Below are 25,462 nucleotides of genomic sequence, written 5' to 3'. Positions count from 1 at the left end.
GAGCAGTGCCGCCAGCATCAGGAACTGTTCAAGGCCCGGGTCTGACTTCAGGGCCCCTTCGCGGGCTTGCCCGCTCCCACAGGTACAGCGCTGTCCTCAGGCTTTGCGCAATTCCTGTGGGAGCGGGCAAGCCCGCGAAGCAGGCAACGCGGTGTCAGCGCGTGGCAATCCAGATCAGCAACCCGGCCTGGAACACCGCAAACGCCACCAGGCAGGTAATGGTAAAGCGCAACCCACTATCTTCACGCTGGTACTTGGCAACCCGTTCATCCCGCTCACGCAGTTGCCCTTCCTTCTCCTGCAACTGCTGGTCAGCCTGCTGCAGCAGGCCGGCAGCATCCAGTATCCCCACTCGCTGCAAGCGCTCGCTGTTCCACGCGCCCTTGAGCTGGCCCACCGTCATTTCCACGGTACGGCCCTTCAGATGCTGGCTGTCCTCGTACTCCACCTCGATACCCATCCCGCGCAGGCAGTGGTCACGACGCAGGCGTGAATCTTCGTTCAGCGCATCCTTGCTCGGCAGCGCCATGCCCTCGATCTGGTAGTGCGACCACTTGCGCTGCAGCCACTGCGCGGCCTGGGCCAGCAAGAAGCGGCCAATGCCACGGTTCAGCGGCTCCAGTTGCAGGCCATGTTCATTGCCGATGCGCACTAGGCGCGCGGTGTGGTCGACGCGAATGTCCAGGCGGTTCTGTTCCTTGTGCACCTTCTGCCCGGGCAGCTGGATTTCCATGCGCAACAGGCTGTGGGCCTTGTCGTGGCGTTCGGCATAGCCGAACTGCACAAAGCGCAGCGGCCGTGCGCCGGTGTTGCGGTCGGTGGGCAGGGCGGCCAGGCGCAACAGCTGGAAATGTTCGGCGGCCAGCTCGGCCCAGGGGAGGGCGGTGCTTTCCTCGGGCTCTTCGGCCGGCTCTACGGCGGCGGGGGCGGTTGTCATCAGGGCTTGTCCTTGGGTACGGGCATGCGGCAGGGGCTGCTGCGCAGCCCATCGCCGGCAAGCCAGCTCCCACAGGGACCGCAGGGCATTCAGGCCTATTGTGTTCCTGTGGGAGCTGGCTTGCCGGCGATGGGGCGCGCCAGCGGCCCCAAAGTTCCGCTAATACTGAAATATCGGCCGTACCGGCCAAGACCTGAGGGTCAGGCAGAAGGCAAATGCTGGATAAACGTCACAATCTGCTCGCCAAGCTCCCTTGCCAGCGGCAACTCAGGGTTGAGGTAGCTGTCGCGCTGCTGGCTCATCGCCTTGGGGCTGATGCGCAGCATGTGGTTCATGCCATCGATCAGCACCAGTTGGGCATCCGGCTTGGCAGCCTTCAACCGTTCGGCGTCGACCACGCCCACCTGCACGTCGTTGCGCCCCTGCACGATCAGCGCGGGCATGGGCAGGCGGGCAAAGGCCGCCGCCGGGTTCTGCTGGAACAGCGAAATCAGGTAGGGCTGCACGCTGGGGCGGAACACCTGGCGCAGCGGCGCCGGCACCTCCAGGCTGGTCTGCCCGGCCTGCAGGCGGTCGAGCAGGGCGCTGCCACCGGCCAGTTGTGCCGGCGGCAGGCGCTGGGCCAGCTGTTCGCGCAGCACCTCGGCCAGCGGCCGGCCGCTGCCGGCCAGGGTAATCACCGCGCTGGCGCCGGCCTGCTCGGCGGCCAGGCTGGCGATCAGCGCGCCTTCGCTGTGGCCGATCAGGATCAACGGGCCAAAGCGCGGGTCGGCCTTGAGCTTGTGGCTCCAGGCGACCACGTCGGCCACGTAGCGCTCCACGCTCAGGTCACGCTCGTCGGGCGTGGCCGGCTGGCTGGCGGCCACCCCGCGCTTGTCGTAGCGCACGCTGGCGATGTGCTCGTTGGCCAGCAGCAGGGCCAGGCGCTTGAGGTTGTCGACCCGGCCTGACGCCGGGTTGTTGCCGTCACGGTCGGTGGGGCCGGAGCCGGCGATGATCAGCACCACCGGTGGCGGGGTGGGCTGTTGCGGCAGCAGCAGGCTGCCGTGCAGCACGCCCTGGCCGGTGTCGAGGTCGATCGGGCGTTGCAGCACGGTGGGGGCGGCGGCCTGGGCCAGGCCGGTGCACAGCAGGAAGAAGAGGGCGACGAGGCGCGACATCATGCGGTACTACATGGGGAGATGAGGGTTTGACCCAGTGTTTGCGGGAAGGTTCGAAGGGGAGGTTGCCTGTACTGGCCTCTTCGCGGGTAAACCCGCTCCCACAGGTACAGCACAATTTTCGCATCTTGTGACTGCCCTGTGGGAGCGGGTTTACCCGCGAAGAGGCCAGCACAGGCGATCAATCCATCTGTATACTGCCGCTTTCGTTCACTTCAGGCAGATCTCGCGGAGCGTCCATGTCCGGCAATACCTACGGCAAGCTGTTCACTGTCACCACCGCTGGCGAGAGCCATGGCCCGGCGTTGGTCGCCATTGTCGATGGATGCCCACCGGGCCTGGAAATTTCCCTCGCCGACCTGCAGCACGACCTCGACCGGCGCAAGCCCGGCACCAGCCGGCACACCACTCAGCGCCAGGAAGCCGACGAGGTGGAGATCCTCTCCGGCGTGTTCGAAGGCCGCACCACCGGCTGCTCGATCGGCCTGCTGATCCGCAACACCGACCAGAAGTCCAAGGACTACTCGGCGATCAAGGACCTGTTCCGCCCGGCCCACGCCGACTACACCTACCACCACAAGTACGGCATCCGCGACTACCGCGGCGGTGGCCGCAGCTCGGCCCGCGAAACCGCCATGCGCGTGGCCGCCGGTGCCATCGCCAAGAAATACCTGGCCACCCAGGGCATTACCGTGCGCGGCTACATGAGCCAGCTGGGCCCGATCGAAATCCCGTTCAAGACCTGGGAGTCGGTGGAGCAGAATGCTTTCTTCAGCCCTGACCCGAGCAAAGTGCCGGAGCTGGAGGCCTACATGGACCAGCTGCGCCGTGACCAGGACTCGGTGGGTGCCAAGATCACCGTGGTCGCCGAAGGCGTCATGCCGGGCCTGGGCGAGCCTATCTTCGACCGCCTCGACGCCGAACTGGCCCACGCGCTGATGAGCATCAACGCGGTCAAGGGCGTGGAAATCGGCGCCGGCTTCGCCAGCGTGGCCCAGCGCGGCACCGAGCACCGTGACGAACTGACCCCGGAAGGCTTCCTCAGCAACAATGCTGGCGGCATCCTCGGCGGTATTTCCTCGGGCCAGCCGATCGTTGCCCACCTGGCGCTGAAGCCGACCTCCAGCATCACCACCCCGGGCCGCTCCATCGACATCGACGGCAACCCGGTGGACGTCATCACCAAAGGCCGCCACGACCCGTGCGTGGGCATCCGCGCCACGCCGATCGCCGAGGCGATGATGGCCATCGTGCTGATGGACCACCTGCTGCGCCACCGCGCGCAGAATGCCGATGTGAAGGTGAATACCCCGGTGCTGGGCCAGCTCTGATTCGCTTGCACTGGCCCTATCGCCGGCAAGCCAGCTCCCACAGGACTACCACAAGCCTGAACATTGTGGGGTACCTGTGGGAGCTGGCTTGCCGGCGATAGGGCCAGTACCGGCAACCCCATAGGCCATCCCATGCAACCAATCCCCTACTGGCGTCTGTCCAACTTCTATCTGTTCTACTTCGCCCTGCTCGGTTCCACCGCCCCGTTCCTGGCGCTGTACTTCGACCACCTGGGCTTCTCTCCGGCACGCATCGGCGAGCTGGTGGCCATCCCCATGCTCATGCGCTGCATCGCCCCCAACCTGTGGGGCTGGCTGGGTGACCGCACCGGCCAGCGCCTGCTGATCGTGCGCCTGGGCGCATTGTCGACCCTGGCCACCTTCGCCCTGATCTTCCTAGGCAAAAGCTACGCCTGGCTGGCGCTGGTCATGGCCCTGCACGCGTTCTTCTGGCATGCGGTGCTGCCGCAGTTCGAGGTCATCACCCTGGCCCACCTGCACGGGCAAACCGCGCGCTACAGCCAGGTGCGCCTGTGGGGCTCGATCGGCTTCATCCTCACCGTGGTCGGCCTGGGCCGGCTGTTCGAGTGGCTGAGCCTGGATATCTACCCGGTGGCGCTGGTCACGATCATGGCCGGCATCGTCGCCGCCAGCCTGTGGGTACCCAATGCCCAGCCGGTGGAGCAGGGCGAGCGCAGCGGCGCGGGCGGCTTCCTGCAGCAGCTGCGGGCGCCCGGGGTGATCGCGTTCTACGCCTGCGTGGCACTGATGCAACTCAGCCACGGGCCGTACTACACCTTCCTCACCCTGCACCTGGAACACCTGGGCTATGCCCGGGGTGCCATTGGCTTGCTGTGGGCGCTGGGGGTGGTGGCCGAAGTACTGGTGTTCATGGCCATGAGCCGCATCTTCGCGCGCTTTTCGGTGCAGCAGGTGCTGTTGGCCAGCTTCGTGCTGGCGGCGCTGCGCTGGCTGTTGCTGGGCAACCTGGCCGGTGAGCCGGCGGTGCTGGTGTTCGCCCAGGTGCTGCATGCTGCCACCTTCGGCTGCTTCCATGCCGCCAGCATCGCTTTCGTCCAGGCAAGCTTCGGCGCCCGCCAGCAGGGCCAGGGCCAGGCGCTGTATGCGGCGCTGTCGGGCACTGGCGGTGCGCTGGGGGCGTTGTATTCGGGTTACAGCTGGAAACTGCTGGGCCCCACCTTCACCTTTGGTATGGCCAGTGCCGCAGCCTTGGCTGCAGCCGTTATCATTGCCCTTTGTTCGCAACCGACCAGGACCCGCCCCTGATGAGCATTCTCAGCGTTTTCCACCCCTCCAGCCCGGAACTGCCGAACAAGGTGCTGACCCACCACGACGACATCGCCGCCACCCTGGCCGAGCAGGGCGTGCGCTTTACCCAGGCCGAGCATGGCCTGCGGGTGCGCCCGGGCACGGCCCAGGACGAGGTGCTGGAGGCCTGCCGCGATCACCTGGACCAGTTGATGACGGCGCATGGCAGCAAAGCCTTCGTGGTGCTCAACCGTGACGGCGAGGCCCCGGCGCAGGTGGATGTGCGCGATGAGCATGTGCATGACGCCGACGAGGTGTTTGCCGTGGTCAGCGGGCGGGCGCAGGTTGGCCTGCGGTTGGGGGATTGGGTGTATTCGGTGCTGTGCGAGAAGGGTGACCAGCTGGTGGTGCCAGCGGGGACCCGGCGCTGGGTCGAGCTGGGCAATGCGCCGTTTTGCCTGGCGTTGCGGTTGTATGGCAGCGAGCAGGGGATGCAGCCGAGGTTTACCGGGGATGTGACTGCGCGGGCGTTTCTGGGCATTGATGAGTTGTGATGGCTTTGCCGGCCTCTTCGCGGGCAAGCCCGCGAAGAAGCCAGATAAACCAACACAAAACTCAGCGATAAGTCGGCAAGGCAAACCGCTGCTGGCTCTGCAGCATCGAAATCACCGGCAGTTCACTGGCCTGTTCGGCCAGATCCCGGCGAATCGCACTGATCGCCCACGAAAGCTGTTCGGCACTGTGCAATTGCGTATAGGTCAGTACCCGGCGGGTGACCTTGCCATCAGCAGCGCGCAGGGTCAGCAGCACACCGCCGTCGGGTCGGGCCTGGGTATTCACCTGGTAGGCCGAAAATACCGAAACGAACTTTTCCTGGATGAGGTCCATATCAACTCCTGGCTGTTGCGTGGCAGACATGAGTTGATCGTTGCAGTGACCGTGCCAGGAAGTTTTTTCTGAAAAATCCCTTTAAATTCAGTTGTTTACGCATTTTTTTTCGAAGCGCTGTCGTGCAAGCTGCACGGTCGTGCATTTTGCACAGTGCATATTGCACGACCCGTGGCCAGCTATCGGCCCGATAGAATCTGAACCTTTGACCCGGCAGCCTTGCCTGACAAAGACTTGGGCAACGATTTCTGCCAGGAGGTTCCAAATGTCCAGCCAACCCACGCCTGCCACCATGACCGACGACGAAACCGCCGCCTTCGCCGAGCAGGTGTTCGAACGTGCTCGCCAAGGCGATGCCGAGATGCTCGGGCGCCTGCTTGCCAGCGGCCTGCCGGCCAACCTGCGCAACCACAAGGGTGACACCCTGCTGATGCTGGCCAGCTACCACGGCCACCACGACGCAGTGCGCGTGCTGCTGGCGCATGGCGCCGACGCGCTGATTGCCAACGATAACGGCCAGCTACCCATCGCCGGTGCCGCATTCAAGGGCGACCTGGCCATGATCCGCCTGTTGCTGGAGCACGGCGTACCGGTGGACGCCGCCGCGCAGGATGGCCGCACCGCGCTGATGCTGGCGGCCATGTTCAACCGCAGCGAAATCCTCGACTACCTGCTGGCCCAGGGGGCCGACCCGGCCCGTCAGGATGCCCGTGGTACCACCGCGTTGATGGCAGCGCAAACCATGGGGGCCGTGGACGCCGCAGCGCGCCTGCAAGTGCTGGCCGGCTAACCGCAAGGGGGCATTTGCGGCTATCCTTGGCGACTTTTCACCCGTCGCAGGCCCCCTTTCATGAAAACTCAGTTGCTCGAATTCATCAGCCTCATTGGCGCTGGCTGCATGCGCGAGGAAGACATCGAGCGCATCGCCGACGAGGCCGCCCAGGCCTACGCCGACCCCGCCGCCTTCCTGGCCGCCAACCCCGACATCAACTACGACGACAGCTTCCCCATCCCGCTGGGCGAATGGGTGGTGCTGGGCAGCCTGCCGGACACCGTGGTGTTCCAGGCCGACAGCTACCAGGACCTGTTCCAGCAGATCAGCGATTCGTTCGACCAGAGCGTGCCGTTCACCCTCAAGCCCAAGCAACTGGCCCGCACCGAGCCGCTGACCGCACTCAACCGCATCCAGGTGCAGATGGGCGCGCTGAACAAAGAGGCCGGTGGTTATGTGCTGCTCAACTTCAGCCAGTTGCTGGATGACGAGCTGCAGATGGTGATGGTGGGGCAGAAAGACCTGGCGCGGGTGCTGGAGCTGGGGGCAGAGGTGGGGATCAAGGTCGAGCCGGCCCTGGAGGCATTGAAAGTGGCTGTACACATCTAAAGGCTGATGGCCCTATCGCCGGCAAGCCAGCTCCCACAGGATCACCACAGAGTTCGAAACCTGTGCTGTACCTGTGGGAGCTGGCTTGCCGGCGATAGGGCCGGTACAGCCAGCCCAGAACTTCAGCCCAGCGCGGTATCCAGGAACATCATCACCGCAAACCCACCCATCAACCCCAGGGTCGCCGCTGTCTGGTGCCCATTGCGGTGGGTTTCGGGAATCACCTCGTGGCTAACCACAAAGATCATCGCCCCCGCCGCCAGCCCCATGCTCACCGGGTAGGCCAGGGCAAAGCCGGTCGAAATCCCCAGGCCGATCACCGCTCCCAGCGGCTCCATCAGCCCCGACCCGATCGCCACCAGCGCAGCCTTCAGGTTCGACAACCCGGTAGCGCGCAAGGCCAGTGCCACGGCCAGCCCCTCGGGGATGTCCTGGATGGCGATGGCGCTGGTCAGCGGCAGGCCGATGTTCATGTCGCCATTGGCAAAGCTCACGCCAATGGCCATGCCCTCAGGCAGGTTGTGCAGGGTAATCGCCAGCACGAACAACCAAACCCGGCTGATGCGCTCGGCCTCCGGGCCGCACGGGCCGGTGCTTTCGTGTTCATGCGGGGTGAAGCGGTCCAGGCCCAGCATCAGCAGCACGCCCAGGCCCATGCCCAGCACCACGGTAAAGGCCGCGGCCGGGCCGTTGCCGGTAATTTCGCGGGCGGCATCCAGGCCCGGCAGTATCAGCGAAAACGAACTGGCCGCCAGCATCATGCCGGCGGCAAAACCCAGCATCACATCCTGGGTGCGCGCCCTGACATCGCGCAGCACCACCGCCAGCACCGCGCCCAGCGCCGTGGCGCCAAAGCCGGACAACCCGCCCAGTGCGGCCAGATGCAGGTTTTCGGCGTGGTCGCCGTTCACTGCGTTCCACAGGCTTGCCCCCAGCAGTACCAGAACCACCAGCAGGCTCAGGGCCAGGCCGGCACCTATCCATGGGTTGTCGTGCATCTGTTGGCGCCAGGCGCTGACGGGCGAGGGCAGGGTAACGGGGTGGGTATGAGCGGGGGGCATGGCAACCTCGAAATCAATGGATACGGCAGTTTAAGCAGTGACCCGCGCAAACGGCCAAGGATTCCCTTCTATCGATGTGATAGCTGGCTATGCTGTGGCAAAGCCTCTGGACAGGAGTTTAGGCATGGGGTCGACGTTCAACAGCCTGGTCGGGCTGATCATCCTGGCGCTGGATATCTGGGCCATCCTCAATGTGATCAAGAGTGGCAGCGAAGTGGGCATCAAGGTGTTGTGGATCCTGCTGATCGCCTTGCTGCCGGTGGTGGGGCTGGTGATCTGGGCGATCGCCGGGCCGCGGGGGAATGTGCGGATCTGAGTGCCTGTACAGGCCCTATCGCCGGCAAGCCAGCTCCCACAGGTACCCCACAATGCCAGGGCCTGTGGTGATCCTGTGGGAGCTGGCTTGCCGGCGATAGGGCCGTAACAGACAAAACCCGCAACACCCCCGTGACAAAATTTTCACATTGGTTTAAACAGAATCCGCACCCGCACAATGCTGCGTTGGTATACACCTGCGCCATCTCCGCAAACCCGCAATCCTAGGACCTTCCCATTCATGGCTAACCCGGACGCCTTGAAGCAACGGGGCGCGCGAGCGTCGTTCTCGCCCACCCTGAAATCCCACCTGGCCTACACGCTGCTCAGCGGCCTGGTGATCATGCTGATGCTCAGCCTCGTGCGCCTGGCGCTGCTGGTCTACAACAGCGACATGATCGGCGACACCCCCAATGCGACCGTCGCCGAAGGCTTCCTCAACGGCTTGCGCTTTGACCTGCGGGTGGTGGTGTACATCAGCATTCCGCTGCTGCTGGCCATCCTCAGCCCCTGGGCCATGGCCCGGCGTGGCCTGTTCCGTTTCTGGCTGACCATCACCTCGAGCGTGGTGATGTTCCTCGGCCTGATGGAGATGGACTTCTATCGCGAGTTCCACCAGCGCCTCAACGGCCTGGTGTTCCAGTACATCAAGGAAGACCCGAAAACCGTGCTGAGCATGCTCTGGTACGGCTTCCCGGTGGTGCGCTACCTGCTGGCCTGGCTGTTCGGCACCTGGCTGCTGAGCCTGCTGTTCAAGGGCATCGACCGCATGACCCGTGGCAATGGCGACGGCGAGGTCACCCTGCAGCGCCGCGCGGCGCCGTGGTACAACCGCCTGGCGGTGTTCATGGTGATCCTGCTGGTGGCCGTGGTCGCCGCCCGTGGCACCCTGCGCCAGGGCCCGCCGATGCGCTGGGGTGATGCCTTCACCACCGATTCCAACTTCGTCAACCAGCTGGGCCTGAACGGCACCCTGACCCTGATCGATGCTGCCAAGAGCCGCTTCGGCGAAGACCGCGCCAACATCTGGAAACCGGTGCTGGAGCAGGACGTGGCCACGCAGAGCGTGCGCGAGCAGCTGCTGACCGCCAACGACACCCTGGTCGATGCCGACGAGGCTGCCATCCGCCGCGACTTCGTGCCGCCGGCCGAGCGCACCCTGCCGATCAAGAACGTGGTGGTGATCCTGATGGAAAGCTTCGCCGGCCACTCGGTGGGCGCGCTGGGCAGCCCCAACAACATCACCCCGTACTTCGACAAGCTGGCCAAAGAGGGCCTGCTGTTCGACCGTTTCTTCTCCAACGGCACCCATACCCACCAGGGCATGTTCGCCACCATGGCCTGCTTCCCCAACCTGCCAGGCTTCGAATACCTGATGCAGACCCCGGAAGGCGGCCACAAGCTGTCCGGCCTGCCAGCCTTGCTCAGCGCCCGCGATTACGACGACGTGTACGTCTACAACGGTGACTTTGCCTGGGACAACCAGTCCGGGTTCTTCGGCAACCAGGGCATGACCACCTTCATTGGCCGTAACGACTTCGTCAACCCGGTGTTCTCCGACCCGACCTGGGGCGTGTCCGACCAGGACATGTTCGACCGCGGCGCCGAAGAGCTGGCCAAGCACGATGGCAAGAAGCCGATCTACGCGCTGCTGCAGACCTTGTCCAACCACACCCCGTACGCGCTGCCCAAGGACCTGCCGGTAGAGCCGGTAACCGGCCAGGGCCGCCTGGACGAGCACCTGACCGCCATGCGCTATTCGGACTGGGCGCTGGGGCAGTTCTTCGAGAAGGCGCGCAAGGAGCCGTACTTCAAGGAAACCCTGTTCGTCATCGTTGGCGACCATGGCTTTGGCAACCACCAGCAGGTCACCGAGCTGGACCTGGGCCGCTTCAACGTGCCGCTGCTGCTGATTGCCCCGGGCATCCAGGAGAAGTTCGGTGCGGTCAACCACACCGTGGGTACCCAGGTCGACATCGTGCCGACCATCATGGGCCGCCTGGGTGGCCAGGCCCGTCACCAGTGCTGGGGTCGCGACCTGCTCAACCTGCCTGAGGGCGACCAGGGCGTGGGCATGATCAAGCCATCGGGCAGCGAGCAGATCGTCGGCCTGGTGCAGGGCGACCGCATCCTGATCGAGTCCAAGGACATGACCCCGCGCATGTACCGCTACCAGCTGGGCAGCGAGTTCAAGGCCGAGCTGATCGAAAGCCCGGACCAGCCGGAAATGCTGAAGAAGCTGGAAGCGTATATCCAGACCGCGACCAAGAGCTTGCTGGATAACACTGCCGGTGTAGTGCACGGCTCGCCGAAGTAATAGCTGGATCGCCAGGCGGACCTGGGCCGTGTGGGAGCGGCCTTGTGTCGCGAAAGGGCTGCGCAGCAGCCCCAGATCCAGTATCCATGCATAAATCGCCGGGGCCGCTTTGCGGCCCTTTCGCGACACAAGGCCGCTCCCACAAAAAGCCGCACCGCTACCAAGTCATCTGACTGAACATTCTCCCCACCTCAAGGTCACTTGTTTCAGGCATCACACACCCGGTGTTCGTTGACTTAGAGGGTTCGTTCAATGAAAGAGTGGGAAGTCATCTTTGCCGACCAGAAGGGCGTGCTCACCACCCTGACGCTGCACGGCGACCAGTGCCCCAGCGAGGAGGACGCCGCGCGGGCCATCCGTTCGCACCTGTTCCCGGTGATGGACGAGCTGGACCTCAACGACTTCCAGGACCGCACTGTTTCACCCACCGCACGCTGGCTCAAGGAACAGAGTGGCGTGACCATCACCAGCATCCACGAAACGCCCTGAACCACACGTTTGCGTGGTGCCCTGGCAGGCACTACGCTGCAAGAAGGTGCCGGCCTATTCTGCGGGTCGGCACCGCATCCCTTCGCGTCTTGCATCAGCTCGAACTGCCCGGCCGCTGCCGGCAGGTGCGTAGTGCACGGAAAGTCTATCCATCGCATTATTCAGGAGGACGTTTCATGAGCAGCCAGAACGACGATATCAGCAGCAACGTCCTGCGCCAGATGAAGGCAGGCGGTTTCGACTTCACCCAGATCCACCCCATCGAGTTCTACGCCATATTCCCCGACGAAGCAGGGGCCCGCCGCGCGGCCGGGCAGTTTCGCGGTGAATCGCTGAATGCCCAGGTCAAAGAGCTGGGCGACGGTGCCTGGCATCTGGAGCTGAGCAAGGTCATGTATGCCACCCATGGCGGGATTGGCGACTTCGAAGAGGCCTTCGAGCAGCTGGTGACACCTTATGGCGGTGAGGTGGAAGGGTGGGGGGTCAAGCAGGAGCGGCCCATAGCCTAGAAAAGCGGGCCGACGTGCGGCCCATCGCCGGCAAGCCAGCTCCCACAGGTACTGCACAAGGCCTGGGCTCACCTGAATCCCTGTGGGAGCTGGCTTGCCGGCGATGGGGCGCGCAGCGGCCCCAGGTTCTCAAGGCTTGCGCTTGGCCATATGCCCCAGATAAGCCAGCAACGCATCCAGCTCCGTTTCACTCAAGACACTTTCTGCAAACCCCGGCATCTTCGCCTGCGGCCACTGCCGCAGGCTCTGCGGGTCACGAATCAGCTGGCGTAGATATTCAGGCCGAAAATACTCGGTCGGGTTATGCGGCACATTCAGGTCCGGCCCCACCTGCGCATCCCCCGCGCCATTCAGCCTATGACACGCCAGGCAGTTCTGCTGGAACAAGGCAAAGCCCCGGCGCACCGGGCTGTCGGCCGGCAGCTTCGGGTCGGGCAGCAGCGCCGGAAAACGCGCCTCGACAGAAGCCAGCTTGCGAATCGTGGAAATCTGGAACGGCCACTGCTCCGGGCGGATGCCGCTGGCCTGCGGTGCAGTCCACACCAGGTAGAACGGCCCCGCACTCGGCTTGCCCTGGCCCAGTGGTGGCCACGGCCGGCCCGGCTCCTCCACCGCCAGCCAAGCCTGTGCCGGCCCGTGTTGCAACAGTGGCGCCGCCGGCATTTCGGCGGCAAAACCGTCCAGCGCCACCGCCTGCAGGTGGTCGCTGGCGTTCACGCCATCCAGCAGCGCGGCCAGCGGCACCGCCCGATAATGCATGGGCTGCTTGTAGGAAACGTCCTGGTCGATGCTGATGTCCCGGGCCTGCGGGTGGTCGAGCAGGTCTGCACTGCTCCACTCGTGCGTCGTGGCGCCCAGTTCAAGGTGCAGTTGCGCCGCCGACAGCGGCAGGCTCAGAAGCAACACTAACAGTGCAAGGCAGTGGCGCATGGGTAATCTCCGACCATCAAGGTCAGCAGGTTACCTGTGCGTTGCCTGTTGGCGCCACAGCGGCAGTCAGCCGAACAAACGTGTGAGGTTCGGCAGGATCAGCAGCAAAGTCGTGGCGAAGAGAATGAGCCCAGCTTGGCGAATTTTCGATTGTCTGAACATGGCGGACCGCCTTCTTGTTGTTATTCCTGAATACCCGTTGGCTTCCCTGTCGAGCTTCGGGTCGATCGCAGTGGCGTTGCGTGACGCCTGAACTGCCTGCCTCTTGAAAGTGGATATACAACCAACAGTAGGGTGTGCGTCATCCATGTTTGAGAACCCTTTGTTCTAATACTGTACTTCGTTGATTTCGTCTGGCTATGAGGCCAAGTGCCAGCCGGCTGGCATGCTCTGGCTAGACGGTGGCGCAAGTGCCAGCAGGGCACCGACGAAATGTGACCGTTCGTCAGTGCGGCCTACTTGCTTGTACGTGCCTTTCGCGTCAGTCTCTACAGCAGATTCCCACCCATGTCGTTCAGGACTACCCCTATGTCGTTACGCATCTGCATCCTTGAAACCGATGTCCTGCGACCGGAGTTGACCGCGCAGTACCAGGGCTACGGCAGGATGTTCGAGCAGCTCTTCTCGCGTCAGCCGATCGCCGCCGAATTTCGTGTGTACAACGTGATGAATGGCGATTACCCCGCCGACAACGAAGTGTTCGATGCCTACCTGGTGACGGGCAGCAAGGCCGACTCGTTTGGTACCGACCCGTGGATCCAGACCCTCAAGGTCTACCTGCTGAAGTTGTACGAGCGTGGCGAGAAGCTGCTGGGTGTGTGTTTCGGCCACCAGTTGCTGGCGTTGACCCTGGGTGGCAAGGCCGAGCGTGCCGAGCAGGGCTGGGGCGTGGGTATCCACCGCTATTCGCTGGCGGCCCATGCGCCGTGGATGGACCCGGAGGTGTCGGAGCTGACCTTGCTGATCAGCCACCAGGACCAGGTGACCGAGCTGCCGGAAGGCGCCACGGTGATCGCCTCCAGCGATTTCTGCCCGAACGCTGCGTACCACATTCGTGACCAGGTGCTGTGCTTCCAGGGGCACCCGGAGTTCGTGCACGACTACTCCCGCGCACTGCTCGATGCGCGCCAGCAGTATCTGGGTGACGAGGTGTACCACAAGGCCGTGGCCAGCCTGGCCACCGAGCACCAGGGCGACCTGGTGGGGGAGTGGATGTTGCGGTTTATCCAGCAGCCGGTGAGCAAAGATACCGCAGCGTGATGGCTGGGGGCTGCTGTGCAGCCCAATAGCCGGCAAGCCAGCTCCCACAGGGTCATCACAGGCCTGAGACTTGTGCGGTCCTTGTGGGAGCTGGCTTGCCGGCGATTGGGCCGCAAAGCGGCCCCGACAATCTCAAAGCCAGCCAGACTTCTTGAAGCTGGCATACAACGCGGTACAGCCCAGCCCGATCACCCCCAGCACCCCGAAGTACCCATAGTGCCACCCCAGCTCCGGCATGTTCTGGAAGTTCATCCCGTAAACCCCGGCAATTGCCGTGGGGAACGCCAGGATCGCCGCCCAGGCCGCAAACTTGCGCTGCACGATGCTCTGCCGTGACGACTCCAGCAGCATGCCGATCTCGATGGTCTGGCTGGCGATGTCGCGGATGCCGGCCAGGTCTTCCATTTGCCGCGTCACGTGGATCTGCACATCACGGAAGTACGGGCGCATGTTCTTGTCGATGAACGGGAAGCTCAGGCGCTGCAGTTCCTCGCTCACTTCCACCATCGGTGCCACGTAGCGGCGCAGGCGCAGGATGTCGCGGCGCAGGCTATGCAAGCGGCGGATATCGTCCTCTTGCAGCGAACCGCCAAGCACGCTCTGCTCCAGCTCTTCGATCTCGCCATGAATGGCCTCGCTCACCGGCTGGTAGTTCTCGGTGACAAAGTCGAGCAGGGCGTACAGCACGAAGTCTTCGCCGTGCTCCAGCAGCAACGGCCGCGCCTCGCAGCGCTGGCGCACCAGGGCATAGGATTTGGAGTGGCCGTTGCGGCAGGTGATGATGTAGCCGTTGCCGGCGAAGATGTGGGTTTCGATGAACTCCAGCTTGCCTTCGTGGCGCACCGGCGAGTAGGTGACGATGAACAGGGCGTCGCCAAAGGTTTCCAGCTTGGGCCGGCTGTGCTTTTCCAGGGCGTCTTCGATGGCCAGTTCGTGCAGGTTGAACTGGCACTGCAGGTTGGCCAGCTCCTCTGCGTTGGGCTCTTCCAGGCCGATCCATACAAAGTGCCCCGGCTTGCGCGCCCACTCGCTGCCTTCATCGATGCTGATGTTGGTGACCTTTCTGCCGGCGCTGTACACCGCCGATGCCACGACTCGACCCATGGTTGTTCGCTTATTCCGGTTGGACACGGGTTACAGCTTGGGCTGTAGTGGGCTCAAGAGCAACCTAGCTCTTGGCCAGTTCCCCTTCCATGCGGTCGATGCATTGTTGCATCTGCCCCCGGCACTGTTCGATCAGCGCCGGCAGGTCCTGCAGGGTCATGCCCGCCGTGGCGATCGGTGGCAGCGAGCGCACGATCACCGTGCGCTGGCGCCAGCTGTTCAGGCTCAGGCGCCCGGCATAGCGGCTGACGCATACCGGCACGATCGGCACACCGGCCTCGATGGCCATGTGAAACGCGCCTTTCTTGAAGGCCAGCAGGTGCTCGCCGGGATTGCGCGTGCCTTCGGGGAAAATCCAGATCGAGGTATCGTCCTGCAGCACCCGGGTGGTCTTCTGCATGGCCTTGCGTGCCTGGTAGGCGTTCTTGCGGTCGACCAGCACGTTGCCACCCAGCCAGAACAGCTGGCCGAACAGCGGGATCCAGCCCAGGCTTTTCTTGCCGATGGCGACGGTGCGCTGCGGCACCACCTGGCCTAGCACGAACAGGTCGAAGTTGGACTGGTGGTTGGCGACGATCACGCAGCCTGGCGGCTGGTCCCACAGCGGGCCGACTTCGGCCTTGACCCTGATGCGCATCAGCCAGGTGGCCGGCAGGCTGTAGAGGCGGGCGAACAGGCGGCTGTTGTCGGGGTTGAAGGGGCGGCATAGGCCAATGACCAGGCCCAGGGTGCCAACCACAAGGAAATGCAGCGCCAGCAGGAACATGCGCAATGAATAAAGCATGGTACGACTCACACCAGACAGTCGCCGGGCAGTGTACGGATGTGCACTGGTTGGGGCAAACCCTGGAGCAAGCCTGTACTGGCCCTTTCGCGGGTGAACCCGCTCCCACAGGTACCTCATTGCTCTTGAGGCCTGCGATATCCCTGTGGGAGCGGGTTCACCCGCGAAGAGGCCGCTACGGTCAACCTGTATAGTGCTGATCCAGCTCGATCGCCTTGTCCAACGCTTCCAGCAGCCCTTTGCGCACCTTCAGCTTGGTGTTCTTGTGCGCCAGCATGTTCAGCTTCTTCAGCTCTCGCGCCGCCGCCAGTGCCGCTTCCTGCAACTGCTCGGCCGGCACTACCTTGTCGAGGAAGCCTGCGTCCACCGCGCCCTGCGGGTCAAACACCTCGGCATTGATCACCGAGCGGTGGAAGGCCGAGCGGCGCAGGCGGTCGCGGGCCAGTTCTATACCGGCATGGTGCATGGTCATGCCGATCTGCACTTCGTTCAGGCACACCTTGTACGGCCCTTCGACGCCAATGCGATAGTCGCCCGACAGCAGCAGGAAGGCACCCTTGGCCACGGCATTGCCCGGGCAGGCGACTACCACCGGGAACGGGTGCGAAAGCAGGCGGCGGGCGAGGGTGGAGCCGGCGGTGACCAGGCTGACTGCTTCCTTGGGGCCGCTGGTCATCACTTTGAGGTCGTAGCCGCCAGACAGGATGCCGGGCTGCCCGGTGATGATCACCACCGCGCGTTCTTCAGTGGCGCGGTCTAGCGCGGCGTTGAAGGCGGCGATGACGTCTGGCGAGATGGCGTTGACCTTGCCGTTGTTCAGGGTCAGGGTAACGATGCCGTCTTCGGCGTGGTAGGTAATCAGCTCGCTCATGGCAGAGTCCTTTTGTTGGCGTGGCGACGACGTTACCCAGCGCCAGGGGCGAGGTAAAGCAGTAAGGCTGACTGGTCGGTCAGCGTTCGCCGGGGCTCAAGTGCAAATGCATGAAAAAATTGAAAAAAATGCTTGCCAAAGGGAAAGTCTTTCACTAAATTAGCGCACCTCGACAGGCTGCAAGGCTTGAAGAGAAACGGTGAAGTGTCCGAGTGGTCGAAGGAGCACGCCTGGAAAGTGTGTATACGAGAAATCGTATCAAGGGTTCAAATCCCTTCTTCACCGCCACATTCTACGAAGAGCCCCCGAGCTGAGAAGCCGGGGGCTTTTTGTTTTCACGCCATTTGGGGCCGCTTTGCGGCCCAATCGCCGGCAAGCCAGCTCCCACAGGGGTTGCGCATGGCTTGAGGTCAATGCGGTCGAGGTGGGAGCTGGCTTGCCGGCGAAAGGGGTGCAAAGCACCCCCAAAATTCTAGAAGGTGACCGAAGTCGACAGCCGAGCCGTCCGCGGCGCCCCCTGGAACAGGTAGTTATCCCCCAGGTAATCCCCCACATCGCGCCAATAACGCTTGTCGAACACGTTATCCACAGTCAGCCGCAGCACCGTGTCATACCCCCCGATACGCGTGCGGTAGCGGCTACCCACATCGAACACCGTATACCCACCAACTTTCACATTCCCCGCCTGGCTCGCATACTTGCTGGCGCTGTAGCGCGCCCCGCCCAGCAGTGCCAAGCCCGGTACCGGCAGGGTGTATTCCGCCTGCAGCGCCGCCCGGAACCTGGGCACGTTGATCGCCTGGTGGCCTTCATAGGCATCGGTATCGCTGTTCTGCACCCGCGCCCGAATCGCCGCAGCGCTGGCCTGCACCTGCAGGTTCGAGGTCACCCAGCCGCTGGCGCCCAGTTCCAGGCCGGTGTTTTTCTGCTGGCCTTGCTGCACGTAGGTGAAGTGGCCGGCGCCGTCCGGGCGGGCGTACTGGTATGCCTGGCGTATCTGGAACAGTGCGGCGCTGAAGCTCAGGCCTTGCCAGTCGTGTTTGAGGCCCAGTTCCAGTTGGTGTGAGGTCGTCGGTGCCAGGATTTCGAATCTGTTCTCGGCGAACCACGGTGCGGTGCCGCCTGCCGACAGGCCTTTGGAATAACTGGCATATACCGTGGTATCCGGCTGCGGCTTGTAGATGAGCGCGGCGTTGGGCAGCAACTCGTACTGCCGGGTATGGCGACCGGCAACGCCTTCCTCATTCCAGGTTTTCTCGTCCAGGCGTACTTCACGGGCACCCAGTACGGTCTGCCAGTGCTCGTTGAAGCTGATGCGGTCGCTCACGAACAACCCGTACTGGCGGCTGTCCAGGCGACGTTCGCTAGACCTGATGGGCTTGTCGGATGGGTCAAAGGCCGGTGCACCGGTGTAGATGTTGCCTGTACCTACCCATTCCATATAGCTGGGGCGCTGATCCAGTGTGCGCCGCTGCGCACTGGTGCCCACGGTCAGCTCATGCCCCACGCCCAGCGCATCGAAACGCCCGTTGAGCATGGCCTGCGCCTCGTCGGTACGGCGGGTGTCGTCGGGGCTGCGGAAGTCGTAGATGTCGTAGTCGCCGTTGCTGCCGAAGAACGCGCCTTCGCTCGAGCCCCAGGCAAACGAGCTGTAGTCATCGATCACCACCTTGCTGCGCGAGGCGCTCAAGGTCCCGGTCCAGGCTTCGTTGAAACGGTACTCGAAGCGCCCACCCAGGTTCAGCGAATCGTTCTGCACCGGCTTGGCCCAGTGCTGGTAGGCCAGGCGGTCGTCGGGGTCGATGCCATGGGGTACTTCGCTGCCACCGAGCAGCTGGTAACCCGGCACCGAGCGCTGTTCGCGGTGCTGGTATTCGGCATCCAGCTGCAGGGTGGCATCCTGGTTGATCTGCCAGTCGAAGGCCAGCGAGGCGAAGTCGCGCTTGCCGTCGGCGTGGTCGACGTAGGAGCGGATGTCTTCATGAGCCAGGTTGGCCCGCAGGCCGAACTGCCGCTCGCTGCCGAACCAGCCGCCCAGGTCGGTGGCCAGGTAGCGCTCGCCTTGTTCGTTGGTCGACACCGTGACGCTGCGCACGTCTTCGGCGCGCTTGGTCACGTAGTTGACCAGGCCACCCGGTTCCGACACGCCGCTCTGCAGCCCGGACAAACCCTTGAGCAGCTCCACCTGCTGCTTGTTCTCCAGGGCCACGTTCTGCTCGCCGGCGATGGTCTGGCCATTGATGCGGTAGCTGCTGGCGGCATTCAGCTCGAAGCCGCGCACGTTGAAGTTTTCGTAGTAGCCGATGGGGGCGTAGCTTTCGCCCACCGAGGCGTCGCTTTGCAGCACCTCGCTGAGCTGGCGCACCTGGCGGTCTTCCAGCAGTTGCTGGCTGAACACGCTGATCGAGGCCGGGGTGTCGAGCAGGGGCGCGGGCTGGAAGCCGCCTACTGCTGCCTGGCGTGCCTGGTAGCCGTCGTTGGTGTAGGTGTCGGACACCTGCAGCCGGGCCAGTAGCACGCTGTCTTCGGCAAGCACATGGGGGCAATGCAGGGCCAGGCCCAGGCTGAGCAGGCTCAGGGGCAGGCGGGGGTGACGCGGGGGCATGCGGTGGGGCTCCTGGATGCGCGACACCTGAGCCGGCCTCTTCGCGGGTGAACCCGCTCCCACAGGAAAATCACTATCCTCAGGTGCAGTGATATCCCTGTGGGAGCGGGTTCACCCGCGAAGAGGCCGGCACAGGCCATGAAAAAGGCGGCATCTTACAGCCGCCTTCAACATAAAACGATCCGGGCCCTGCGATATCCAGTCAGCCTTTGCGGGCCGGCCGCCTGTGCTGCCGCCAGTTGTCATCGATCTTCGACCAGGTCTTGCCATCGGTAATGGCCATGAGCTTGCGCCCGTCCTTGAAGGTGGCCAGGAAGGTGGCCTCCTCTTCTTTTCCACCCAGCCACAGCCCGGCCAGCAACCCCACCGGCCCGGCCACCAGGGCCCCGGCCACGCCCCAGCCCAGGGCACTGCCCAGGCTACGGCTGGATTCCAGGCTGGCCAGCCGCAGCTCGCTGATGCGTGCCAGGGAAATCCGCTCGCCCGGGGAGGGGCTGCGCGGGGTCTTGAGTGTGAGCGATCCATTGCGATACTCGCCTTCGCCTTGCAAGAAATCGCCGGATTGCACCGTGAGTCTTGTCATAACGTCGTCCTGTCAGGGAAAGGGCATTGACCAGCGCCTACTGAGCGCTGCCCGGGCAGGCAAGTCAACGGCCATGCGACGGAGGGTCGTGCGGTGCATTGTCGCCATGGCTGATGGCCTCTTCGCGGGCGTGCCCGCGAAGAAGCCAACAAAAATTTTCAGGCCGCTTGCAAAGCGCTCCTGCGCTTGCGCTCCGCCAACCCCCACGCCAGCAAAGCCAGCCCGCCAATCACCAACCCGGCCACCACAATCCCCATCCAGCCCTGGCGCTGGAACAACTGCGTGCCCAGCAACGAGCCCAAGGCCCCGCCAATGAAGTAGCAGGTGATATACCCGGCATTCAGCCGCGTGCGCGCTTCGGGCCGCAGGGCAATCACCGCGTTCTGGTTGCTCACGTGCACCAGTTGTACTGCCAGGTCGAGCATCAGCACGCCCAGCAGCAAGGCCAGCAACGATTGCTCGGCAAAGCCCAGCGGCACCCACGACAGCAGCAATACCACCAGGCCCACGGTGGTGCCCAGCGAACCCTTGCCACGGTCGGCCAGGCGCCCGGCCCAGTTGGCCGACAGCGCACCCGCTGCACCGGCCAGGCCGAACAGGCCTATCACCGCGTCTGAATAGTGGTATGGGCCTTTCGCCAGCAGGAACGCCAGTGGCGTCCAGAACAGGGCGAACAGGCTGAATGCCAGCAGGCCGAGCAGCGAGCGCAGGCGCAGCACCGGTTCTTCGACGAACAGGCGGAACACCGAGCCGATCAGCGCCGGGTATTTCAGCCCGGCATGGCTGTGGTGTTGCGGCAGGCTGCGGTTCAGCGCCACGGCGGTGATGGCCATCAGCACTGCAGCCAGCACGTAGATGCTGCGCCAGCCACCCAGTTCGGCCATGAACCCGGCGGCGGTACGTGCCAGCAGGATGCCCAGCAGCAACCCGCTCATCAACGTGCCGACCGCGCGCCCGCGCTGGTGTGGCTCGCTGAGGGTCGCGGCCATGGGCACGAGGATCTGCGCCACCACCGAGAACAGCCCGGTCAGCGCCGTACCAAGGATCAGCCAGGGCAGGCTCGGTGCGCAGGCGCTGATGATCAGGCCCAGGGTGGAAATGGCGGTCATCACGGTGATCAGCCGGCGCTGCTCGAACAGGTCGCCCAGCGGTGCCAGCAGCAACAGGCCGGCGCCATAGCTCAGTTGCGCGGCAATGACGATGCTGCCGGCACTGGCGGTGCTCAGGCCGAACTGCTGGGCGATGCTGTGCAGCAGTGGTTGCGCATAGTAGTTGCTGGCCACGGCCAGGCCGGTGGCGGTGGCCATCAGCAGGATCAGGGCGCGGCTGAGAGTGGGGGCGTTCATGCAGTTCTCGTGGCGGGCAGGAGTAAAGGGGGGATTATCGGAAAGTGTCGGGCACTACATCAATGCATTGTGCGGCAGAGCAGGGCAGGGGGAGGGGGCTGGAGGTTGGGGATCGGCTGAGCCTGTGCTGGCCTCTTCGCGGGTAAACCCGCTCCCACAGGTACACCACTGGGCTCGGGGCCTGTGATATCCCTGTGGGAGCGGGTTTACCCGCGAAGAGGCCGGAGCAGGCAACCCTTCAATCAGGCAGCAAACCCGCCATCGACCGTCAGGCTGGCCCCAGTGACATACCCCGCCTCAGGCCCCGCCAGGTAAGCCACGAAGCTGGCAATCTCATCCGCCTCGCCATAGCGCCCGATCGCCATCAGCGGGATCAGGCTGTCAGCGAACTCGCCGCTGGCCGGGTTCATGTCGGTGTCCACCGGCCCTGGCTGCACGTTGTTCACGGTAATGCCTTTCGGCCCCAGGTCACGGGCCATGCCGCGGGTCAGGCCGACCAGCGCCGATTTACTCATGGCATAGGGGGCGCCGCCGGCAAACGGCATGCGCTCGGCATTGGTGCTGCCAATGTTGATGATGCGCCCACCTTGGCCCATGTAGCGCGCAGCGGCCTGGCTGGCGACGAATACGCTGCGCACGTTCACCGCCAGCATGTGGTCGAAGTCGGCCAGGTCGAATTCGGTCACCGGTGCTACCGCCAGCACACCGGCGTTGTTGACCAGGATATCCAGCCTGCCGAAGGCCTTCACAGTGTCATCCACGGCCAGTTGCACGGCCGCCGCGTCGGCGCTGTCGGCCCGCAGGGCCAGGGCCTTGCCGCCGTTTTCGGTAATTTCCTCAGCCAGCGCTTGCGCCGGGCCGGCGGAGCTGACATAGGTGAAGGCCACCTGCGCGCCTTCGCGGGCCAGGCGTCGCACGATGGCTGCACCGATGCCGCGGGAACCGCCCTGTACCAGTGCTACTTTGCCTTCGAGGGTGTGTTGTTTGGACATGCTGATCTCCTGCTGGAAGCCAGGCCGGAATGCCTTGGATGAGCGCAGTATCGGCGCTTGATTACCTGCTGATAAGATGGCAATCACTATCAGCAGAGTAAACCTTTGGTTGCCAATCATGGCCATGGAGTCGTTCAACGCGTTGGAATGCTTCATCCGCAGTGCCGAAGTCGGCAGCTTTGCCGAGGCCGCCAGGCGCCTCAGCATTACCCCGGCTGCCGTGGGCAAGCATGTTGCCCAACTTGAAGCGCGCCTGGGGGTGCGGTTGTTCCAGCGTAGTACCCGCAAGCTGACCCTGACCGAGGCCGGGCAGCGATTTCTGGGGGAGGTCAGTGACAGCTTCCGCACCATCCAGTACGCCGTGGCCAACCTGGCCAGCAGCGAAGGCCAGCCGGCCGGGTTGTTGCGGGTGAGCATGGGTACGGTGTTCGGGCGCTTGTATGTGTTGCCATTGCTGGCCGAGTTCCTGCGTCGCTACCCGGCCATTACCCCGGACTGGCATTTCGACAACCGCCAGGTCGACCTGATCGGCCAGGGCTTCGATGCGGCGATTGGCGGAGGCTTCGATCTGCCGCCGGGGGTGGTGGCGCGCAAGCTGACCCCGGCGCACCGGGTGCTGGTGGCGGCGCCGACGTACCTGGGCCGGCATGCGCCGATTGACGACCCGCAGGTATTGCAACGGCATGACGGTATCCTGATTCGCTCGCCGCAGACCGGGCGGGTGCGTTCATGGCCGTTGACCAGCCGTTGGCAGGTGCAGCAGCCATTGCAGTTGCGCCAGACGATGACCATGAGCGATTCGGATGCGGCTTGCGCGGTGGCCGAGCAGGGCTTGGGGATTGCCTTGGTGAGCCTGCCGTTTGCAGTGCCGTACCTGGAAGGCGGGCGGCTGCAGCGGGTGCTGCCGGACTGGTACGTGGACGATGGGCATATCAGCCTGTATTTCGCCGAGCACAAGCTGTTGCCGGGCAAGACCCGGGCGTTTATCGATTTTGTGGTGGAACAGTTCGAAGAGCAGGGGTTGGCGCGGCGGTTCGATGCCTTGCAAATCCTTTAGATGCGTATTGCCTGTAGCGGCCCTATCGCCGGCAAGCCAGCTCCCACAGGTACAGCGACAACCCCGAGATCAACGCTGCACCCGTGGGAGCTGGCTTGCCGGCGATAGGGCCGGTTCAGACAATATCGACTATGAACAATGCCTGTGCCCCCAGGCTCACCTCATCATCAACCTTCCTGCCGACCAACTGTTGCCCCAGCGGCGAGCGCGGGGTAATCACCGTCACCAGCCCATCCCCCTCGCCAATCTTCAACCCCGCCGCCTCGGGCCCGAGGAACAGTCGGCGCTGCCCGCCATCTTCATCCTCCAGCGTCACCAGGTTGCTCACCTGCACCCCGCGTGCCCGGTCGTAATCGCGCAGCAGCAGTTGCTGGTAGGTCACCAGCGCCTTGCGGATCTCGGCGCTGCGGCGGGCTTGGCCGGTGGCCAGGTACGAGGCTTCCAGGCCCAGGGTGTCGTACTTGTTCTCGGCGATGTTCTCTTCGGCAGTGGCGGCTTCGTACGCGGTTTGCGCCGCGCGGGTCAGCACATCCAGGTCATGCTCGAGGGTGGCGACGATCTGCGCCAGCAGGCTGGGCTTGTCCATGGTCAGTAACAGAACTCCAGCACGTTGGCCTGGCTTTTGTCGGTGGGCGCGGTGCGGTTCTGCTGCAGCCAGAACTGGCACTTGGGGCTGTTGAGGTTGCGCGGGTTGCCCTGGGCGGCCTCGGCGGCCTGTTGCACCTCCTGCTTGTGCAGGATGTCCTTGTAGCGTTCGAACATTTCCGCCTGGGCATCCGCCGCAGGGGCTGGCGCTGGCGGCGCGGCAGGCCGGTACGCGGCGGGGGCCACGGCCTGGGCCAGTGGCTGTACCTGCTGTGGCCACAGTTGCAGGGCCAGCCACAGGCTGGCGGCGATCGCCACGGCGCCCAGCCACAGGCCAAAGGCAACGCACACGATCAACGGCAACGGCTTGAGGGTGATCTTCAGTTCACGGTGACGCGGCATGGCAGCCTCCTGGCAGGGTGTTCGGGGTGCATTGTCGCATGCGCCTGGGCATTTTTCCGCGCAGGTGCTTTTGTCAGCGACAATTTATGCGCAGAATGCGCGGTTTTTCCGCTGGGCGAGGGCAGGGCACATGAAAGCCACCTGGGACATCTTCTGCAGCGTCGTCGACAACTACGGCGATATAGGCGTGACCTGGCGCCTGGCCCGGCAGCTGGTGGCCGAGCACGGCCTGGCAGTGCGCCTGTGGGTGGATGACCTCAATGCGTTCACGCCCATGTGCCCTGGGGCCGATGCCACCGCCCCACAGCAGTGGCAACACAGTGTGGACGTGCGCCAGTGGCCGGTGACCTGGTTGCCGGTGGCGCCGGCTGATGTGGTAATTGGTGCCTTCGCCTGCCAGTTGCCAGCAGCTTATGTAGAGGCAATGCGTGCTCGCGCCACGCCGCCGCTGTGGTTGAACCTCGAATACCTCAGTGCCGAGGACTGGGTGGAGGGCTGCCATGGCTTGCCTTCGCCGCAGCCCAATGGCTTGCGCAAGGTGTTTTTCTTTCCCGGCTTTACCGAAAAAACCGGTGGCCTGCTGCGCGAGGGCTCGCTGCTGGCGCGGCGTGATGCGTTCCAGCAAGGCGCACGTCAGGCCTTCTTGCAGGGGCTTGGCGTAAACCCTGAAGCGGGGGCGTTGCTGATTTCCCTGTTCGCCTACGAAAACCCGCAACTGGGCAACTGGCTTGATGCCCTGGCCTCAGGCGAGCAACCTTGCCACCTGCTGGTGCCGCAAGGGCGCGTTGTCGCGGGGCTCGGCCAGTGGCTTGGCGAGGCGGCCCTGCAAGTGGGCAGCGTGCGCAAGCGAGGGGCGCTGACCGTGCAGGTGCTACCTTTCGTCAGCCAGGATGACTACGACCGGTTGCTGTGGAGCTGTGATTTCAATGCCGTGCGCGGCGAAGACTCGTTCGTGCGCGCGCAGTGGGCCGGGCAGCCGATGCTGTGGCACATCTACGTGCAGGACGAGAATGCCCATTGGGAAAAGCTCGAAGCGTTTCTGGCGCATTATCGACACGGGTTGTCAGGCGATGCCGATGCCGCCCTGCTTGGCTTGTGGCGTGCCTGGAACATGGACCGCGACATGGGCCAGGCCTGGCAGGCGGCCCGCCAGCACTGGCCGGAACTGCAGCAGCATGCCCGGCTTTGGGCAGCGCGACAGGCCGCTCAGCCGGACCTTGCCACAGCGCTAGTACACTTTTACCGAAATTCGCTATGATACGCGGCCTCGATTTTTATAAATCCAT

At 64.1% G+C, this 25,462-nt stretch carries 27 protein-coding genes and 1 tRNA gene; 13 read left to right on the top strand and 15 right to left on the bottom strand.

Going from position 1 to position 25,462, the window contains the following annotated elements; all coding sequences use genetic code 11:
• Positions 1–154 precede the first annotated feature (154 nt).
• Positions 155–937, bottom strand: a complete 783-nt coding sequence (locus RYH74_RS11215) for a hypothetical protein (RefSeq protein WP_085665305.1) — start codon at positions 935–937, stop codon at positions 155–157.
• Positions 938–1,137: 200 nt separating this feature from the next.
• A complete protein-coding gene (locus RYH74_RS11210) occupies positions 1,138–2,100 on the bottom strand; it encodes an alpha/beta hydrolase (RefSeq protein ID WP_084785076.1) in 963 nt (320 codons plus the stop codon).
• 236 nt (positions 2,101–2,336) lie between these two features.
• On the opposite strand from RYH74_RS11210, the gene aroC reads away from it, so the two are divergent.
• From aroC to RYH74_RS11195, 3 genes are all read left to right on the top strand, one after another.
• Complete coding sequence (gene aroC / locus RYH74_RS11205) at positions 2,337–3,428, top strand: chorismate synthase (RefSeq protein WP_196176892.1); 1,092 nt, start codon at positions 2,337–2,339, stop codon at positions 3,426–3,428.
• Positions 3,429–3,560: 132 nt separating this feature from the next.
• Positions 3,561–4,715 (top strand): MFS transporter, encoded by a 1,155-nt coding sequence (locus tag RYH74_RS11200; RefSeq protein ID WP_317409408.1) that lies wholly within the window; start codon positions 3,561–3,563, stop codon positions 4,713–4,715.
• Complete coding sequence (locus RYH74_RS11195) at positions 4,715–5,251, top strand: oxidase (RefSeq protein ID WP_317409407.1); 537 nt, start codon at positions 4,715–4,717, stop codon at positions 5,249–5,251. Before RYH74_RS11200 ends, RYH74_RS11195 begins: the two co-directional genes overlap by 1 nt.
• 61 nt (positions 5,252–5,312) lie before the next feature.
• Here RYH74_RS11195 and RYH74_RS11190 read toward each other — a convergent pair whose 3' ends face one another.
• The gene (locus RYH74_RS11190) at positions 5,313–5,585 is read right to left on the bottom strand and encodes a DUF3509 domain-containing protein (RefSeq protein WP_025338158.1); all 273 of its coding nucleotides are present in this window, start codon (positions 5,583–5,585) and stop codon (positions 5,313–5,315) included.
• A 265-nt stretch (positions 5,586–5,850) separates the two neighbouring features.
• Between RYH74_RS11190 and RYH74_RS11185 the strand changes: the two genes are divergently transcribed.
• Both RYH74_RS11185 and RYH74_RS11180 read left to right on the top strand, forming a co-directional pair.
• Positions 5,851–6,375 carry an ankyrin repeat domain-containing protein gene (locus RYH74_RS11185; RefSeq protein ID WP_286101239.1) on the top strand — a complete coding sequence of 175 codons (525 nt, stop codon included), beginning with the start codon at positions 5,851–5,853 and terminating at the stop codon, positions 6,373–6,375.
• Positions 6,376–6,435: 60 nt separating this feature from the next.
• The gene (locus RYH74_RS11180) at positions 6,436–6,966 is read left to right on the top strand and encodes a hypothetical protein (protein ID WP_075044091.1); all 531 of its coding nucleotides are present in this window, start codon (positions 6,436–6,438) and stop codon (positions 6,964–6,966) included.
• 122 nt (positions 6,967–7,088) lie between these two features.
• On the opposite strand, the gene RYH74_RS11175 is transcribed toward RYH74_RS11180, so the two are convergent.
• On the bottom strand, positions 7,089–8,027 hold the full coding sequence (locus tag RYH74_RS11175) for a ZIP family metal transporter (protein WP_317409406.1): 939 nt from the start codon (positions 8,025–8,027) through the stop codon (positions 7,089–7,091).
• Positions 8,028–8,151: 124 nt separating this feature from the next.
• On the opposite strand from RYH74_RS11175, the gene RYH74_RS11170 reads away from it, so the two are divergent.
• From RYH74_RS11170 to RYH74_RS11155, 4 genes are all read left to right on the top strand, one after another.
• Complete coding sequence (locus tag RYH74_RS11170; protein WP_012271091.1) at positions 8,152–8,343, top strand: PLDc N-terminal domain-containing protein; 192 nt, start codon at positions 8,152–8,154, stop codon at positions 8,341–8,343.
• A 240-nt stretch (positions 8,344–8,583) separates the two neighbouring features.
• A complete protein-coding gene (locus RYH74_RS11165; RefSeq protein ID WP_286101240.1) occupies positions 8,584–10,659 on the top strand; it encodes an LTA synthase family protein in 2,076 nt (691 codons plus the stop codon).
• 252 nt (positions 10,660–10,911) lie between these two features.
• The gene (locus RYH74_RS11160) at positions 10,912–11,148 is read left to right on the top strand and encodes a hypothetical protein (protein WP_025338164.1); all 237 of its coding nucleotides are present in this window, start codon (positions 10,912–10,914) and stop codon (positions 11,146–11,148) included.
• Between the two features lie 176 nt (positions 11,149–11,324).
• The gene (locus RYH74_RS11155) at positions 11,325–11,657 is read left to right on the top strand and encodes a ribonuclease E inhibitor RraB (RefSeq protein ID WP_003260395.1); all 333 of its coding nucleotides are present in this window, start codon (positions 11,325–11,327) and stop codon (positions 11,655–11,657) included.
• Between the two features lie 129 nt (positions 11,658–11,786).
• Here the strand turns inward: RYH74_RS11155 and RYH74_RS11150 are convergent, their stop codons facing one another.
• Both RYH74_RS11150 and RYH74_RS11145 read right to left on the bottom strand, forming a co-directional pair.
• Positions 11,787–12,587, bottom strand: a complete 801-nt coding sequence (locus tag RYH74_RS11150; protein WP_317409405.1) for a cytochrome c — start codon at positions 12,585–12,587, stop codon at positions 11,787–11,789.
• Between the two features lie 66 nt (positions 12,588–12,653).
• The gene (locus RYH74_RS11145; protein ID WP_182328634.1) at positions 12,654–12,896 is read right to left on the bottom strand and encodes a hypothetical protein; all 243 of its coding nucleotides are present in this window, start codon (positions 12,894–12,896) and stop codon (positions 12,654–12,656) included.
• Positions 12,897–13,115: 219 nt separating this feature from the next.
• Between RYH74_RS11145 and RYH74_RS11140 the strand changes: the two genes are divergently transcribed.
• Positions 13,116–13,847: an amidotransferase gene (locus tag RYH74_RS11140; RefSeq protein ID WP_075044094.1), complete on the top strand. Its 732-nt coding sequence runs from the start codon at positions 13,116–13,118 to the stop codon at positions 13,845–13,847.
• 132 nt (positions 13,848–13,979) lie between these two features.
• On the opposite strand, the gene RYH74_RS11135 is transcribed toward RYH74_RS11140, so the two are convergent.
• The 3 genes from RYH74_RS11135 to RYH74_RS11125 form a co-directional block, all read right to left on the bottom strand.
• Positions 13,980–14,951, bottom strand: a complete 972-nt coding sequence (locus tag RYH74_RS11135; protein WP_015269363.1) for a magnesium and cobalt transport protein CorA — start codon at positions 14,949–14,951, stop codon at positions 13,980–13,982.
• A 64-nt stretch (positions 14,952–15,015) separates the two neighbouring features.
• Positions 15,016–15,735, bottom strand: coding sequence for a lysophospholipid acyltransferase family protein (locus RYH74_RS11130; protein ID WP_075044095.1), 720 nt, complete (start codon positions 15,733–15,735; stop codon positions 15,016–15,018).
• 181 nt (positions 15,736–15,916) lie between these two features.
• Complete coding sequence (locus tag RYH74_RS11125; protein ID WP_286101242.1) at positions 15,917–16,606, bottom strand: crotonase/enoyl-CoA hydratase family protein; 690 nt, start codon at positions 16,604–16,606, stop codon at positions 15,917–15,919.
• Positions 16,607–16,804: 198 nt separating this feature from the next.
• Here RYH74_RS11125 and RYH74_RS11120 point away from each other — a divergent pair.
• Positions 16,805–16,894: transfer RNA gene (locus RYH74_RS11120), tRNA-Ser, on the top strand.
• 184 nt (positions 16,895–17,078) lie between these two features.
• Here the strand turns inward: RYH74_RS11120 and RYH74_RS11115 are convergent.
• From RYH74_RS11115 to RYH74_RS11100, 4 genes are all read right to left on the bottom strand, one after another.
• Positions 17,079–19,211, bottom strand: coding sequence for a TonB-dependent siderophore receptor (locus RYH74_RS11115; protein WP_317409404.1), 2,133 nt, complete (start codon positions 19,209–19,211; stop codon positions 17,079–17,081).
• A 202-nt stretch (positions 19,212–19,413) separates the two neighbouring features.
• Complete coding sequence (locus tag RYH74_RS11110) at positions 19,414–19,794, bottom strand: hypothetical protein (protein WP_025338170.1); 381 nt, start codon at positions 19,792–19,794, stop codon at positions 19,414–19,416.
• Positions 19,795–19,952: 158 nt separating this feature from the next.
• The gene (locus RYH74_RS11105) at positions 19,953–21,140 is read right to left on the bottom strand and encodes an MFS transporter (RefSeq protein WP_317409403.1); all 1,188 of its coding nucleotides are present in this window, start codon (positions 21,138–21,140) and stop codon (positions 19,953–19,955) included.
• Between the two features lie 242 nt (positions 21,141–21,382).
• On the bottom strand, positions 21,383–22,132 hold the full coding sequence (locus tag RYH74_RS11100) for a 3-oxoacyl-ACP reductase family protein (RefSeq protein ID WP_075044100.1): 750 nt from the start codon (positions 22,130–22,132) through the stop codon (positions 21,383–21,385).
• A gap of 118 nt (positions 22,133–22,250) precedes the next feature.
• On the opposite strand from RYH74_RS11100, the gene RYH74_RS11095 reads away from it, so the two are divergent.
• A complete protein-coding gene (locus RYH74_RS11095) occupies positions 22,251–23,189 on the top strand; it encodes a LysR family transcriptional regulator (protein ID WP_317409402.1) in 939 nt (312 codons plus the stop codon).
• A gap of 115 nt (positions 23,190–23,304) precedes the next feature.
• On the opposite strand, the gene RYH74_RS11090 is transcribed toward RYH74_RS11095, so the two are convergent.
• Positions 23,305–23,775 carry a transcription elongation factor GreAB gene (locus tag RYH74_RS11090; protein ID WP_317409401.1) on the bottom strand — a complete coding sequence of 157 codons (471 nt, stop codon included), beginning with the start codon at positions 23,773–23,775 and terminating at the stop codon, positions 23,305–23,307.
• A 2-nt stretch (positions 23,776–23,777) separates the two neighbouring features.
• Positions 23,778–24,176, bottom strand: a complete 399-nt coding sequence (locus tag RYH74_RS11085; RefSeq protein WP_025338175.1) for a hypothetical protein — start codon at positions 24,174–24,176, stop codon at positions 23,778–23,780.
• Between the two features lie 130 nt (positions 24,177–24,306).
• Between RYH74_RS11085 and earP the strand changes: the two genes are divergently transcribed.
• The gene (earP, locus tag RYH74_RS11080; RefSeq protein ID WP_317409400.1) at positions 24,307–25,434 is read left to right on the top strand and encodes an elongation factor P maturation arginine rhamnosyltransferase EarP; all 1,128 of its coding nucleotides are present in this window, start codon (positions 24,307–24,309) and stop codon (positions 25,432–25,434) included.
• Positions 25,435–25,462 lie beyond the last annotated feature (28 nt).

It is taken from the genome of Pseudomonas sp. LSJ-87 (assembly GCF_032971465.1).
Taxonomy (GTDB): Bacteria; Pseudomonadota; Gammaproteobacteria; order Pseudomonadales; family Pseudomonadaceae; genus Aquipseudomonas; species Aquipseudomonas putida_Z.
This window is presented reverse-complemented; position numbering and strand designations above follow the sequence as displayed.